At 76.3% G+C, this 14757-nt stretch carries 12 protein-coding genes; 7 read left to right on the forward strand and 5 right to left on the reverse strand.

Annotated features, from left to right (window positions below; all coding sequences use genetic code 11):
• Positions 1-497 precede the first annotated feature (497 nt).
• Together ABZ497_RS07600 and ABZ497_RS07605 are read left to right on the forward strand one after the other, a co-directional pair.
• Positions 498-2888, forward strand: a complete 2391-nt coding sequence (locus ABZ497_RS07600) for a helix-turn-helix domain-containing protein (protein ID WP_359803904.1) — start codon at positions 498-500, stop codon at positions 2886-2888.
• 395 nt (positions 2889-3283) lie between these two features.
• Complete coding sequence (locus ABZ497_RS07605) at positions 3284-3898, forward strand: sigma-70 family RNA polymerase sigma factor (protein ID WP_359803905.1); 615 nt, start codon at positions 3284-3286, stop codon at positions 3896-3898.
• A 16-nt stretch (positions 3899-3914) separates the two neighbouring features.
• On the opposite strand, the gene ABZ497_RS07610 is transcribed toward ABZ497_RS07605, so the two are convergent.
• Positions 3915-4184, reverse strand: a complete 270-nt coding sequence (locus ABZ497_RS07610; protein ID WP_359803906.1) for a hypothetical protein — start codon at positions 4182-4184, stop codon at positions 3915-3917.
• Positions 4185-4799: 615 nt separating this feature from the next.
• On the opposite strand from ABZ497_RS07610, the gene ABZ497_RS07615 reads away from it, so the two are divergent.
• Positions 4800-6365: a hypothetical protein gene (locus tag ABZ497_RS07615; RefSeq protein ID WP_359803907.1), complete on the forward strand. Its 1566-nt coding sequence runs from the start codon at positions 4800-4802 to the stop codon at positions 6363-6365.
• 142 nt (positions 6366-6507) lie between these two features.
• On the opposite strand, the gene ABZ497_RS07620 is transcribed toward ABZ497_RS07615, so the two are convergent.
• Positions 6508-7011 (reverse strand): hypothetical protein, encoded by a 504-nt coding sequence (locus ABZ497_RS07620; protein WP_329486417.1) that lies wholly within the window; start codon positions 7009-7011, stop codon positions 6508-6510.
• A 284-nt stretch (positions 7012-7295) separates the two neighbouring features.
• The gene (locus ABZ497_RS07625; protein WP_359803908.1) at positions 7296-8954 is read right to left on the reverse strand and encodes a CehA/McbA family metallohydrolase; all 1659 of its coding nucleotides are present in this window, start codon (positions 8952-8954) and stop codon (positions 7296-7298) included.
• Between the two features lie 312 nt (positions 8955-9266).
• On the opposite strand from ABZ497_RS07625, the gene hemC reads away from it, so the two are divergent.
• Complete coding sequence (gene hemC / locus ABZ497_RS07630) at positions 9267-10202, forward strand: hydroxymethylbilane synthase (protein ID WP_329486414.1); 936 nt, start codon at positions 9267-9269, stop codon at positions 10200-10202.
• 96 nt (positions 10203-10298) lie between these two features.
• Here hemC and ABZ497_RS07635 read toward each other — a convergent pair whose 3' ends face one another.
• A complete protein-coding gene (locus ABZ497_RS07635) occupies positions 10299-11246 on the reverse strand; it encodes an SMP-30/gluconolactonase/LRE family protein (RefSeq protein ID WP_359803909.1) in 948 nt (315 codons plus the stop codon).
• 261 nt (positions 11247-11507) lie between these two features.
• Here ABZ497_RS07635 and ABZ497_RS07640 point away from each other — a divergent pair, with 261 nt between their 5' ends.
• Both ABZ497_RS07640 and ABZ497_RS07645 read left to right on the forward strand, forming a co-directional pair.
• A complete protein-coding gene (locus ABZ497_RS07640) occupies positions 11508-12443 on the forward strand; it encodes a polysaccharide deacetylase family protein (protein ID WP_359803910.1) in 936 nt (311 codons plus the stop codon).
• Positions 12444-12836: 393 nt separating this feature from the next.
• Entirely contained in the window at positions 12837-13064 is a 228-nt protein-coding gene (locus ABZ497_RS07645) for a hypothetical protein (protein ID WP_329486410.1), read from the forward strand.
• A gap of 115 nt (positions 13065-13179) precedes the next feature.
• Here ABZ497_RS07645 and ABZ497_RS07650 read toward each other — a convergent pair whose 3' ends face one another.
• On the reverse strand, positions 13180-13845 hold the full coding sequence (locus ABZ497_RS07650) for a 4'-phosphopantetheinyl transferase superfamily protein (protein WP_329492031.1): 666 nt from the start codon (positions 13843-13845) through the stop codon (positions 13180-13182).
• Between the two features lie 302 nt (positions 13846-14147).
• On the opposite strand from ABZ497_RS07650, the gene ABZ497_RS07655 reads away from it, so the two are divergent.
• Positions 14148-14714 carry a Uma2 family endonuclease gene (locus ABZ497_RS07655; protein ID WP_359803911.1) on the forward strand — a complete coding sequence of 189 codons (567 nt, stop codon included), beginning with the start codon at positions 14148-14150 and terminating at the stop codon, positions 14712-14714.
• The last annotated feature ends 43 nt before the right edge of the window (positions 14715-14757 follow it).

Genomic DNA, 14757 nt, shown 5'->3' on the forward strand with positions numbered 1-14757 from the left:
CGGTGTCGGGGGGCCTCGTGTGCGGGCGGACCCGTCTCGGTCGCACGAGGAGCGTTCGCCTGCGCCGGTGGTCACGCTCCTGCGCGCGTCGGGCCGTGCGGTCGGGAGCCGCCACCGCTGACCGCCGCGTGCCCGCCCGTGCGGACGGCGGGCGGTTCTGGGCACCTTCGTGTGCGGGGATGGGCAGAACCACAGGCGGAAGTAGCGGCGGAGCCACCGCCCCGCAGGTGGCGGCGCATCGTGTTCCGCCCATCCCGTTCCCGAGCGGGCGGACCGGCGGCCCGGCTCCGGCCGGGGCGCCACCGAGTGGCCGGGCGCGGGCCGATCCGGTGCAAGATCACGACTTTGACCAGTGCATACTGTCTGACCTGACGTGTTCGGTGAAGAGGCCGACACCGTGAGTGACAGGGGTGGCGATGGGTGCGACAGGCAACCCCGCAGGCAGCCCGCAGGGCATAGCGACAGGCAGTTCCGCCGCGGCGGAGGAGTTCTGCCTGTTGCTGGCACGCTTCCGGGTACTGGCCGGTCTGACGCAGGCCGAGCTGGCCCGGGCGGCCGGGATCAGCCTGCGCGCGCTCGGCGACATGGAGCGCGGCCGCACCCGGGGACCGCAGCAGCGCACCGTGCAGGCCCTGGCCGTCGCGCTGCGCCTCGACCCGGACCGGACCGCCGCGCTCGACCGGGCCGCCCGCGACGGGCGTCCCCGGCGCACCCCCACCCGCGCGAGGGCCCCGCGCCCGGCCCCCGGGACCGCCGCGCCCGCCGCCCCCGAGACGCCCGCCGCCGTGGACGCCCCCGCGACCGAGACCGAGACCGTGCCCGCGACCGTGCCCGCGAACGCGACCGCGGCCGATGCCGGGAGCGACAGCCCGGCCGAGGCGGTGTTCTCCGCACTCGCGCTGCCCCGGGACATCGCCGACTTCACCGCCCGGGAGGACGCCCTGGCCCGGCTGCACCGGCTGGTCCGGGACGCCGATCCGGCACACCCCCGGATCGTGCTCGCCTACGGTCAGCCCGGCCTGGGCAAGACCGCCTTCGCCCTGCACGCCGCCCACACCCTGGCCCCGCAGTTCCCCGACGGCCAGCTCTCCCTCGACCTGCGCGGGATGGCTCCGACGCCGCTCGCACCGCGCGACGCCCTCGGCCAGATCCTCCGCGCCCTCGGCGTCGCCGACCGCTCGGTGCCCGCCGACACCGAGGAGCGCGCCAGCCTGTTCCGCACCCTGGTCCGGGAGCGGCGCCTCGTCCTGATCCTGGACAACGCCGCCGACGAGGCACAGGTCCGCCTGCTCCTGCCGGGCTCCGGCCCGGCCCTGACGATCATCACCAGCCGGCACGTGCTGCCCGGCCTGGAATCGGTGCACCGCCTGCCGCTGGACGTCCTCGCCCCCGGCGAGTCGGCCGCCCTGCTGGCCCGGATCGCCGGCCCCGAGCGGCTCGCGGCCGAGCCCGACGCCGCCGCCGAACTTGCCCGGCTCTGCGGCCACCTGCCGCTCGCCCTGCGGATCGCCGGACAGCGGCTGGTGGCCCGCCCGCAGCAGCCCGTCAGTCACCTGGTCCGCCAACTCGCCGCCGAGGAGTACCGGTTGGACGTGCTGGAGGCCGGTGACCTGCGGGTGCGCGCGGCCTTCGCGCTCTCCTACCGCAAGCTCCCCGCCGCCACCGCGCTGGTCCTGCGCCGCTGCTCGCTGTCCGCGGGAAAGGACTTCACCGCCGCCACCGTCGCCGCCTACGCGGGCCTTCCCGTCCAGCAGACCGACCGCCGGCTGGAGGAACTCGCCGACGCCGGACTGCTGCAGCCCGCCGCGACCCCCGAGCGCTACCGCCTGCACGACCTGGTCCGCCTCTACGCGGGCGAGCGGCTCGCCGCCGACGACGGCCCGCAGGCCCTGGAGGCCGCCCGCGAGCAGGCCGGCGACCGGTTGCTGCGCCGGGCCGCCGCCGCCGGTCTGCGGTTCGACGTGGAGGGCGCCGAGCACGCCGGCGCCGAATCGGCCGACCCGGATCCGGCCACCGCCCCGGTCACCCTCGCCGACGCCCGGCGCTGGCTGGAGGAGGAGCACCCCGAGTGGCTGGCCGCCCTGCAGCACGCGAACGCCACCGGCCGGCACCGGCAGGTGGTGGACACCGCCGAGGCCATGCACTGGTTCTCCGACAGCCTGCTGCACTGGGACGTCTGGGCCGAGGTCTTCCGGCTCTCGGCGGACTCCGCCCGCGCCGTCGGCGACCGGCTCGCCGAGGCCGTCCACCTGAACTACCTGGCCTGGTCCCACATCACCTGCCTGCACCGCTACCGGTCGGGGCTCGCGGTCGCCTCGCAGGCCCTGGACCTGGCCCGCCGGATCGGCGACGCCCAGCAGGAGGCCTGGGCCCTCGCCTACTGCGCCACCGCCCTGCGCCGGCTGCACCGGCCGGAGGAGGCGATGGACTCCTACCGCCAGGCCGCCGAGGTGTTCACCTCGCTGGAGGGCCGGTCCGCCGAGGTGGGGCGGATCGTGGCGCTGCGCTGCGTCGGCTCCTGCCTGCGGGAGTCCGGCCGGCCCCGGGAGGCGCTGGAGAGCCACCGGCTGCTCGTCGCCGAGATCCTCGGGTGGCTGGACGGCTCCTCCCCGCACATCGTCCACCTGTTGGCCGGGTTCGCCGCCCACGAGGTCGGCCTCGACCACTCCGCACTGCTGGAGTGGTCCGAGGCGGAGGCCGCCTACCGCCAGGCCCTCGGCCACTTCGAGGGGGCCGGGCAGCCTGACAGCATGACCCAGACCCTCACCGAGCTGGGCACCGCCCTGATCGAGCTGGACCGTGCGGACGAGGCCCGCGAGCTGCTGACCACGGCACTGACCGACCTCACCGCCGAGGGCGCCCGCGGGAACCACCGGCGCACCGGCTGACGCGGCGCCGCTCCGCCCCGGCCGTGCCGGTCGGCCCGGGGCGGCGGCCCGGTCGGCCCGGGGTGCCCACCGCCCGCCGGTGATCGGCCACCGGTGAACCGTGTGGCCGGTGAACCGCGCGGCCGGGTCCGGCCGTGGGTAGGGAGTGGAAGCGGCCGCGGGCCCCGGCCGACCGGGTGCTTCCGTCGACGGGGCGTGACATCGGCCGCCCTGCGGTCGCGGTACGGGGAGCGGCGCACGCCCCTCCCGCCGCCAACGCCCTGGCGTGAGGTTCGTTGGCGCAGCGTTGGTCCGGTCTTGGCCGTGGCTGGAAATGTGTCCCAGCAAGGGGGGAGGGACAGCCGCACCGGCTCGTCCCGACATATCGACCAACCGTTGCGAGGGACTCAACCGCCGTGGCCATCGACGCTACCGTTCACGCCGAGGACACCCATCGGGCAGCCGGGGAGGCCGGGGAGGCCCCGGGCGCTCCCGTCAGCCGTGCGGACCGGCCCACCCTCGACCAGCAGACCCTGGCCGAGCTGTACCGCCTGCACGGCGGCTACCTGCTGCGCGCGATGCTGCGCGTCACCAGCGGCGACCGGGGCAAGGCCGAGGACATCGTGCAGGAGACCCTGCTGCGCGCCTGGCAGAACCCGGCCGCCATCCGCCGGGGCCCCGAGTACAGCCGTCCGTGGCTGTTCACGGTGGCCCGCCGGATCGCCATCGACCACTTCCGGATGCAGGCCGCCCGCGCCCAGGAGGTCGCCGACGACGCTCCCGAGGAGCACGCCGGCACCCACGACCCCTACGACGAGGTGCTCGCCGCCCAGGACATGGCGATCGCGCTCGCCGAGCTGCAGCCGCACCACCGCGACGTCCTGGTCGAGCTGCACATGCACGGCCGCTCGATGGCCGAGGCCGCCGCCGTCCTCGGCGTCCCGGTCGGCACCGTGAAGTCCCGCAGCTTCTACGCGGTCCGCGCGCTGCGCCCGATCCTCGAAGCCCGCGGCATGGTCGCCGCGGGGTAGCCGCCCCGGTCCGCACTCAGGTGCGGACCACGCGGTCGCAGTACGGGCACACCTGGCCGCTCCACTTCGGCGGGTACCACGGCGCGTCGGGGTCGGGCGCCCGGTACGGGTCGCGGCGCATCCGGTCGGTTCCCATGCCGCAGAGGGTCAGTTCCTCGGGCCGACCGGCCGGCGCCGGGGTGGCCCGGGCCGCGTGGACGGCGCGCACGACCTCGACGTAGTCGGTGCCGCCGCTCGCTGTCGAGGTGCGGACGAGTTCGGGTTCGAGGAGTACCAGGATGCTCACCACCTCACTCTGGTCGTCGGGGCCGGTGGGCGCACCTCGGCGGCGGGGGTGAGGGTGCGGAACCGGCCGTCGGGCGGTGAGGGCGGCGGCCCGGGCGCCGTCCAGTACGTGGACGTGCTCACGGGGCGGTCCCCCACGCCCAGGCCCGAGCCCAAGGCTTAGGGCTTAGGGCTCAGGGCTCAGGGCTCAGGAAGTTCTCCGCGGCGGTGAACCACTCCGGGGGTCCGGGCCGTTCTCCAGGGTGGCGGTATCGCCACCGGCGCTCGTCCCCCCGTGCGGGCGCCGGTTCACCCGCCCTCCGGCGGGTGTCAACTCCGGCCCGGTGCGGCGTCTCTGACGGTCAATCCGGTGTGGAGAGCGTGAACCGGGAGGCGTGGCCCGTCCGTAGCTACTGCTGAGAGCCGCGCCCCGTGTACGGCGCGCGGCGTGTCCCGGGCCCACCGGCCCAGGTTCAGCGTCCGGCTCCGGCCATGGAACTCCCGGCTCCCGCGCCCCGGCGGGATCCGGGTCCCTGGCGCCCCGGCGGTGCCCTTGTGGGAGGGCTACCGCCGGGGCGCGCCGCGTGGCGGACGCCGGGCCGGCCCGCCCGTCCGCTCCCAGCCCAGGAGAGTCCCGATGCCCAAACACCGGCTCACCCGACGACGACGGATGGCGGCGGCCTCCACCGCCCTCGTCGCCGGCGCCGCGCTCATCCTCATGCAGCACCAGGCTCCCGCCGCCGAGGCCCCGGACCCGGTCGGCCTCAACGCCGTCTCCGAGTACCTCGGTTGGGGCGACGCCCCCGACCCGGTCGCCGTCATGAAGGCCACCGGGCTGCGGCAGTTCGCCCTCTCCTTCGTCCTCTCCGGCGGCGGCTGCGACCCGAAGTGGGACGGCAGCCGCGCCCTCACCGGCGGCGCCGACGAGAAGGTGATCAAGCGGATCCGGGCCGCCGGCGGCGAAATCCTCGCCTCCTTCGGCGGCTGGGACGGTGCCAAGCTCGGCGAACGCTGCGCCACCGCCGCCGAACTGGCCGCCGCCTACCAGAAGGTGGTCGACGCGTACGGCCTCCAGGCCGTGGACATCGACCTGGAGTCGACCGAGCTGAGCACCCCCGCGGTGCGGCAGCGGGTCGTCGACGCGCTGAAGACGCTGAAGGCCAAGAACCCCGGACTGCTCGTCTACGTCAGCTTCCCGGTCGACCCGGCCGGCCCGGACGCCGACGGCGCCGACCTGATCAGGACCGCCGCCAAGGCCGCTCTGGTGGTGGACGGTTGGACGGCCATGCCGTTCGACTTCACGAGCCATGACGGCACCATGGCCGCCGCGACCGTCACCGCCGTCAGCGGCCTCCAGCGGGCCGTCGCCGCCGCCTACGGCTGGGACGACGACAAGGCCTGGCGCCACTCCGGCCTCTCCTCCATGAACGGCCGCACCGACCAGCAGGGCGAGCAGCTCACCCCGGCCGACTTCCGCTCCGTCCGCGACTTCGCCGCCACCCACCACCTGGCCCGGTTCGGCTTCTGGGCGGTCAACCGCGACCGCCCGTGCGCGAGCGGCACCTTCACCACCGCGACGTGCAGCGGCGTCCAGCAGACCGCGTACGACTTCACCCGGATCGTGGCCGGCTACCACGTGGACTCGGTGCCCGGTGGGGACGGCCCCTGCCCGAGCCCGTCGGTCGTCACCACGCTGCCCCCGGGCCCCGGCCGGACCACCTGGCCGCTGCCGACCCCGACCGTCGCCCGCCCGGCCGACGCGGTCCCGCCGGCCGACGGCCCGTCGGCCTCGCCGTCCGCCCGCCCGTCCGACGGCACCCCGACGCCCGCCCGTACGGCCTGCGTCCCGCCGAGTCCGGCCCCGGTCACACCGGCGCCGACGGGCGTACCCACGACGCCGGCCTCGACCGCCCCCACCACCCCGGGTGCGACCACCACCACCTCGAAGCCGCCCGTGACCCCAACGGGTACGGCCACCACCGCGTCCGGCCCGGCCACCGCGGCCACCGAGGGGTCGCCCTCGCCGACCCAGGCCGCCGGCGGTGCTCCCGCGCCCGCCGCGCCGGGCGGCGGCTCGCTCGCCTCCACCGGTGCGGACGGCACCGACATCCTGCTCACCACCACCGGGGCCCTGCTCTTCCTCGGCGGTGCGCTCGGGCTGGTCTCCACCCGCCGCCGCGACCCGGAGCCGGCCGCCGGCTGATCGTGCGGGCCCGCTCCCACCGACGGCAGGTGACGACGCGCGGCCCTCGGTACCCGGTGGATCGGGGTGCCGAGGGCCGCGTGTCGTCAGGTTCGGCCGGGGGCCGCGTCCACCGGGGTGCCGGGGGCGGCCTCCGTCGGATTCACCAGCCGAGCAGGAAGGCCCCCCGGCCCAGGCCGGCGAGCACCGTCCCGGCCGTCGCCTTGGGCTCCGCCGCGACGTCGACGTCGTGCCGGTCCGGCGGGTCCGACTCCCCGGGGCCGCCGGACGGCCGCAGGACCACGTAGTGCAGGGGCGCCCCGGTCGTCCGGCTCTCCCGGCGCAGCACGTCCAGCGCCGGCGGCGCGACCGTGGCCTCCAGCACCACCTGGTAGCCGCCGGTGGCGAAGGCGAAGGCGGCCTGGATCGCGGCCGCCAGGGCCGTCTCGTTCTGCCGGTGCGCCTGCGGCAGGTGCGACGGGACGAACCCCTGCCGGATCGCCCGCCGGAAGTCGTCCGCCCGCAGGAGCACGCTCGGGTGCAGGGAGTTGGCCAGCAGGGGTGCGACCGCGCCGCTGCCGGCCCCGGCCGGGTCGGCGAGGACGACGACGCCGCCGGCGCCCCGACCGCCCCCGAGCTTCGGCCCACCTACGGTCGTACGGTTCACAGCTGCTGATCCCTTCGCGGGCCGGGGGGACGGGGTAACCGGGGGAGGGGTGGCGGCCGGTGCACCGGGCCGACCGGAGACGAACCGGCGGCCGGGCCCTGGCACGGCGGCCGGACCCGGCTACGGACAGCCGGCCGCCTCGTCCCCACGACCGACTGCTGTCGGAGATCAACCTAGTCCACGCCGGTGCTCCGAGTCCTCCCCCCGTCGGTCCTCGGACCGCCGCCCCCACCGCACCTCCACGACTCCTCCCACCGATCGTCCCGGGAATCGCCGGACTGACGCTAACGGTCCCCGGACCGCTTCGGCGTCCGCAGCACGATCGGGTTGGTCAGCGCCGCCATCGGCCCCCACGGGAGGTCCGGCCCCATCGCGTTGCCCCGGCCGGGCGTCCCGTCCGCCCTCGGCCGGCGCACCTCCGCCCGGACGTACGCGGCGAGCGAGGCGGTGGTGCGCCAGACCACCGTGCCGGCGCCGTCGGCGGGCAGCGACTCCTGGTGCAACTGGCCCTCGTCGGTCAGGAGGCGGACGGTGCCGCCCGGCACCCCGGAGACCGCGAGCCGGACGTCCACCGGCGCGTCCGCCGGAACGGTCAGCTGTTCGCCGATGCCCGCCTGGCGGCCCTGCCCGGTGGCGGTGAGGTCGAGCTCGACGGCGGCCGATTCGGCCAGCCAGCTGCGGCCGGCCCGGAGCCCGTCGAGGATCGCCGCCCGGGTGAGGTCCTCGGCCCGGACGACGGTGTGCGGGGAGCCGATGACCTGCGGGGCGCTGTGCGCGTCGCTGTTGCCGACGGCCGGCAGCCAGGGCCGCCCCTCGCGCAGCGCGACCGCGAGCTGTGCGTCCCAGGTGTCCACCGCCGACTCGTCGTCGTACGTCCACGGTCCGTTCCAGACCTCGACCGCGTCCGCGTCCTGGTAGCCGAACTTCCACTGGCAGGCGACGTACGGGCAGTACGGGTGCGCGGGCACCACCAGGCCGCCCTGGCGGCGGACCTGCCGGGCGAAGCGCGGGAACTCCCCGTCGCGCGCCCGGTAGCGCCAGTCGACGAACCGGCCCGGCTCCAGGCCCAGCGCCAGCCAGTGGCCGTTGCGGGTGGTGACCTCCTCGCCGAGCACGATCAACAGGTCCGGGCCGGCCAGCGGCCCCCAGACGCCGTGCGCGGAGGTGGTGTTGTGGTCGGTGGAGACGATGAAGTCCAGCCCGGCCTCCCGGGCACCCGCCGCCACCTCCGCCGGGAGCCGGCGTCCGTCGGAGTGCACGGTGTGCAGGTGGGAGTCGCCCCGGTACCAGGCGCGGCCCCGGCCACGGGCCCGCTCCGGCGGGTAGGACGGGGTGAACTCCGGCCCGGGCGGGCCGAACCGCAGCGTCACCTGGACGCGGTAGTCGAGCCCCTGGGGTGCCACCTGGTAGGGGCCGAGCACGATGTTCCAGCGGCCGGGGCGGATCGGACCGGGCAGGTAGCCGGGCGTCGCCCGGTCGCGGGCGACGGTGAACTCGGTGCGGAACCCGCCCGACCAGCCGCGGAAGCCGCGCCCGCCGAGTTCGGTGCCGCCCTCGTCGAAGAGGCCGATGTCGCAGGAGTTGCCGGGGGTCCCGGCGGGGACGGTCGGCCGGTCGTAGCTGTAGGAGACGGCGATCTCCCGGACGCCGTCCGGGACGTCGAACGGCAGGAGGACGAAGTCGGGGGCGCCGGTGGGGAGATGGCCGGCCAGGGTGATCGTCCGGTCGGGCAGCGCGGGGGCTGCCCCGGCGGGTGCGGCGGCGGCCAGGCCGAGGGCGGTGACGGCGCCGGTGGCCAGCCCGGTGCGGAGCAGGCCGCGCCGGTCGGGCCCGGGGCGCTCGGTCCGTGCCCCGGCCGGGACCGGGTCGGTCTGCGGTAAGCCGGCCCGGGGCGAGCCGGATCGGGCGGGCTCGGTGGGGGTGTCGGCGTCGGGGTCGGTCATCGGAGCCTCCGGTCTGGGGCGGACACCGGCGGCGGGCGGACACCCGGCCGGCACGCCCGGCCCCCTACCCCGGCCGGTGAACCGCCGGTGAGCCGGGCCGGGCCGCAGCAGGTCGGCTCGGTGAAGGTGCCCGGGAGGCCGGCCGGCGGGCACGCCGGTATGCCGGGGCGACCGGCCCGCCGGGGCAACGGGGCCCGCCGGGGCGACCGGCCCGCCGGGTACGGCTCGTTTCCGACGCGCTGTCTGTAAAGGCAGCGGGCCGCCCCGCCTACGATGGAACTGACAGGCAGTCAACCGTAGGAGTTGGTTCCCGTGCCCACGTACCTGGTCGGCTCCCGTGCAAGCGCCCTGGCCCGGACGCAGGTGCGCGACTTCCTGGCCCCGCTGCGCGGCCGGTTCCCGGAGATCGCCTTCACCCAGCGGGTGATCCTCGAAGGCGGCGACCGGGACCGGACGTCGCTGCTGGCGAACGTCTCGGCCGTCAGCGGCGGGTCGGCGTTCAGCACCGAGCAGGAGGCCGCCCTCCTGCGCGGGGACGTGGACGTGGTGGTCCACTCGCTGAAGGACCTGCCGACCGCGAATCCCGAGGGCCTGATGCTGCTGCCCCCGCCGGGCCGGGAGGACGTCCGCGACGCGCTGTGCGGATCGACGCTGGCCGGGCTCCCGCACGGGGCCCGGGTGGGCACGGGCGCGGCCCGTCGCATCGCCCAGCTCCTCGCCGTGCGCCCCGACATCGTCCCGGTGCCGATCCGGGGCAACGTGCCGACCCGGCTGGAGAAGCTGCGGTCCATGAGGCTGGATGCCGTGGTCCTCGCCGTCGCCGGTCTGAACCGGCTCGGCCGGCAGGACGCGATCGGCGAACCGCTGCCCCTCGACCTCTTCCCCCCGAGCCCGGGCCAGGGCGCGCTGGGCATCCAGGTCCGGGTGGACGACCGGGCGGTGCGGGACGTGCTGTCGACCGTCGGGGACCGCGCCGTCGACCGTGAGGTCCGCGCGGAGCGGTCCCTGCTGGCGCAGCTGCACGGCGGGTGCAGCGTGCCGGTGGGCGCCTGCGCCACGACCCGGCCCGACGGGACGCTGCACCTGTTCGCCCAGGTCACCTCGCTCGACGGGCGGCGCCAGGTCACCGGATCGGTCACCGGGCCCGCGAGCGAGCCCGAGCGGCTGGGCGCGGACCTGGCCGGAGACCTGGTGGACCGGGGCGCGCGGACCATCCTCGACGGAATCCGGCCCGCCGTCCCGGCCTGACCGGCGAGCCGTCGGACGCGCGCACGTCAGACGCGCGCCCGGTGGACCGGGCACCGCCGTCGGGGGCCGCGGCACGGCGGCCCGGGCCGGGACGGCTCACCGACGGTGGGCCGGGACGTCCACGTCGACGGCCAGGAGCCGGCCGGTGCGGGCGCCCGGCGGGGGCGGCCACTCGGCGGCGGTCAGGAAGAGGGTCCGGCCGTCCGGGCCGCCGAGGGCGCAGGAGAAGCAGCCGCGGTCGAGCTCGATTCGCCGGAGCACCTCGCCGCCCTCGCGGACCCGGACGCAGCAGCGGCCGGGGACGTCGGCGAACCAGACCGCGCCCTCGGCGTCCAGGCAGATCCCGTCCGGTGCCGAGCCCGGCACCTCGGCCCAGACCCGGCGGTCGGTCAGGTCGCCGCCGGGCCCGATGGTGAAGGCGGTCAGCCGGGCGGCGTAGGACTCGGCGACGAGGAGCGTCGAGCCGTCGGGGGTGACGGCCATGCCGTTGGGGAACGCCAGGCCGTCGGCCACCCGGCGGACCCCGCCGTCCGGGGCCACCAGGGCGATCAGGCCCGGCGCGGGCGCCTCGCCGCCCATCAGGTCGAACCCGATGCCGTTGACGTAGGCGTTGCCGCGCCCGTCCACGGCCACCTCGTTCCACGGCCGGTCGGAGAGCGGGCGCAGGTCCGCGCAGGGGGCCAGGGCGCCGTCCGCCTCCTGGCGCAGCAGGCGCCCGTCACCGCCGTCGACGACCAGCAGGCGGCCGTCCGGCCCGGGCAGCCAGGCGATGCAGAACGGGAACGAGGGCACGGTGGCGGCGACGGCGGCCCGGCCGTCGGGCCCGACCGTGATCAGCTCCTGGGCGCCCCAGTCGCAGAGCCAGAGCCGGCCGTCGTGCCAGCGGGGCGACTCCCCGAGGGCGAGCCCGGACAGGACGGTCCGGACGGCCTCGGCGGGGTGTGGATCTGCGGGGTGCGGATCTGCGGGGTGCGGGCCGGTGGGGTGCGGGCCGGTGGGGCGTGGATCACCGGGCCGGGGGTCGGTGGGGTGGGGTTCGGGCACGGGGGCTCCTCGGTCGGCGGGCCCGGCCGGACCGTCGGCCGGGCGCTGCTGGGCTGTCCGGAGTAGGACGTCGGACCGGCCGACTTCCTGCTCCTGAGCCGCGTCCGCCCCCGCGTCCGGATCTGCTGCGGGGGTTCGCGCGCGGCCGGGGGAGCGGCGGGCCGACCTGGGCGTGGAGTTGCGGGTGTCAGCCGATCGGTATTCATAGAAACAGACAGGCGGTTCATCTGACGTTATGACGGAGTGTGGAGGAATGGGCGCATGGGGCTGAGTCGTCGGACGGTCCTGGTGCTGGCGGCGGGCGGCGCGCTGGCGGGTTGCCGGCCCCTCGCCGGGGCGGTGGGCGGACCGGCGGCGCAGCCCGTGGCGGCGGCCACCGCCTCCGCCGCGCCGGCCGCACCGGCCATCACCTCGCCCACTGTCTCGCCCAGTGCCTCGGCCACCGCCTCCTCCCCCGCCGAAGCCCCGGCCCCCGCCGCCGGGCCGCCCGCCGTCGGGCGCGCCGAGGTGGTGGCCCGCTACGGGGACGCCGTGCCCGAGGAGTGGGGCCTGGAGGTGTCCGGGGTGATCACCGGGCTGCCGGACGGGGCACGGACCACCGCGCTCACCTTCGACGCCTGCGGAGGCCCCGGCGGCTCCGGCTACGACGCGGACCTGATCGACCTCCTCCGGGCCAACGGCGTCCCCGCGACGCTCTTCCTCAACGCCCGCTGGATCGACGCCAACCCCGCCGAGTTCGAGGCCCTGGCCGGTGACCCGCTGTTCGAGATCGCCAACCACGGGACGGCGCACCGGCCGCTCTCGGTCGCGGGCCGCTCCGCGTACGGGATCGCGGGCACCCGGGACGTGGGCGAGGCGTACGACGAGATCGCGGGCAACGCGGCGAAGCTGACCGCCCTGCTCGGCCGGCCGCCGCGGTTCTTCCGCTCCGGCACCGCCCACTACGACGACGTCGCCACCCGGATCGTCACCGGGCTGGGCGAACGCGTGGCCGGCTTCACCGTCAACGGCGACGGCGGCGCCACCTTCAGCGCCGCCCAGGTCCGCAGCGAGGTGGCGGCCGCGCCGCCCGGGGCGATCGTGATCGCCCATATGAACCACCCGGGAGGCGGGACGGCGCCGGGCTTCGCGGCGGCCCTGCCGGCGCTGGTGGCGCAGGGGCGCACCTTCGTCCGCCTCAGCGACGCCCTGGCCTGAGCCGCGCCCCGGTCCGGGGCGCGCCCGCGTTCCCAGCCACCGGGGGCGACTCGCCCGGGCGCCCAGTCCCGTGCTGCCGCGGCTGGATCCGGCTTTGTCAAGCGACCGTCCGAACTCTCCCACCCCGTACGGGAAGCCTCACGGGGCGTGGCGGCCACCGCCGGCGGTGCCCGGCCCGGAGCCGCCCGGCGGCCGGGGGCAACCGGGAACAGCGCAGGAACGAGGCCGGAACGCGGGGGAACGGCACCGGAACGGGGTGCCCCGGCGGGCCGCCGCGCTCGCTCGGCCACCCTCGCGGCGGGCCGGTGCCGGACGGTCGGCGGCCCGGGCGGATCCCGGAATTCGGCGCCCCGGTGCGGCCGGGGACGGCGAACTGGGCGCATACTTCCAGGGATGACGAAATCACCTGCGCCGAGACGCCACCTGCCCACCAGTCCCTTCCGAAGCGAGGTCCCACCGCCCCTCAAGCAGTTCGAGGCCGGTGACCGCGTGACCCACGACCAGTACGGTCTGGGCCGCATCATCAGCACCGAGACCGCCGGCCAGGGCGCGGTCCTGGTCGACTTCGGCTCGCACCAGGTGCGAGTCGTGCAGCCCTACGACAAGCTGTTCAAACTCTGAGCCGGGCCGGCCGCCGGCAGGTCAGGCGGCCGATCCGGCCCCACCCGTCCGAGTAGTCCCGGAACGGCCCAGGCCCCGACGGCCCGGGCCGCCACGTACGACCCGCGTGCCCCGGTCAGCCGCGTGCCCCCGGCAGGACGGTGATCGCGGTGGCGAGCAGCCCGTCCCGGACGACCCACCGCCCGTCGAAGCCCCCGAGGCGGTGTCCGTCCACCACCGGGCCCGGAACCAGCAGGACGGCGTGGAAGGTGCCGTCCGGACGCAGCGTGATGTCGGCCTCCGAGAACTCCAGGAAGACGCCGGTCAGCGGGAACCACGCCTTGTAGACGGCCTCCTTGGCGCTGAACAGCAGCCGGTCCCAGGGCAGCCCCGGGTGGTCCGCGAGCAGCTTGCCGTTCCGCTCCTGCTCGCCGGGCAGCGCGATGGCGTCCAGCACCCCCTCCGGCAGGGCCTCGGCCGGCTCGGCGTCGATACCGATCGAGACGACCTCGCCCGCCCGGGCGACGGCCGCGCCCCGGAAACCGGCGCAGTGCGTGAGGCTCCCGACCACCCCGTCGGGCCAGCTCGGCGCGCCACGCAGGCCGGGTACCAGCGGCCGGTACGGGACGCCGAGCCGCCCGAGCGCGAGGCGGGCGCAGTACCGGACGGTGGTGAACTCCCGCCGCCGGGTCTCGACGGCCCGGGCGACGACCGCCTCCTCCGCCGGCTCCAGCCGCGCCTGCGGCGGGTCGTCGTAGGCCGTCTCCACCACGACCGCCGCGGGAAGCAGTTCGCCGATCACAGGTCCCCCCTGAATGTGTGGCATGCGTACGACGGTGAGCTTAACCCGGCCGACCCGCCCGGGAGGAGGGCCGCCCGACCACGGTCGAACACCGCCTCCGGGCCCTGGGGGCCGTCCGGTCCCGGGAGCGCCGCCGACGCCGGGCGGTGTCTCCCAGTAACGTCACTGGGTGCCTCGGCCCCTCCTGCGTCTCTGCGGGCCGGGGCTCGCTCAGTGCTTCGGCCGTGTCGGCCTGGCCATCGAGGAAGCGACTAACTGTCACTGTTCCGTAGGGGATTGAGATCCGAACAGGAGAGCAGGACGTGAGCAGCGCGCATGCCGGTCCGGGTGACTACAGCCGGGTGCCGAATCCGGAGCAGGCCCTGAAGTACGCGATCCAGCACATCGCGGGTGAGCGTGTCGAGATCGTCGAGGGAGTCATCACCCCTGCGTCACCGTCCTGGGCGCACGAGACCGCCGTCGACCTGATCCGCGAGCAGATCGGGCCCCGGATGCGCGAACTCGGCCTCCGCGCCGGTTCCGGGAACCTCGACCTGCCCGGGACGCAGAACTTCTACGTACCGGACCTCGCGGTCGTACCCGCCGAACTGGCGAAGACGGAGGGCGCGCTCCTGCCGGATCAGACCGTGCTGGTCGTCGAAGTGACATCGCCGTCGAACGGTGAGACCGACCGGACCGCCAAGCGGCGTCGTTACTCGCAGTTCGGGGCCCCGGTCCACCTCCTGGTCGACCGTCAGGAACGCATCTGCGCGCTGTTCTCGCAGCCGGGCCGGCTCGGCTGCACCCGGGTGGAAGGGCCCCATCCGTTCGGTACCTCGCCGCACCTGCCCGCCCCGTTGGGGCTGGTACTGGACACGACCGGCTTCTGAGTCCGGCGGGCCCCGTGAAGGCGGGCCGGGGCCGTTCGTCGGA

Source organism: Kitasatospora sp. NPDC005751, assembly GCF_040630835.1.
Lineage (GTDB): Bacteria > Actinomycetota > Actinomycetes > Streptomycetales > Streptomycetaceae > Kitasatospora.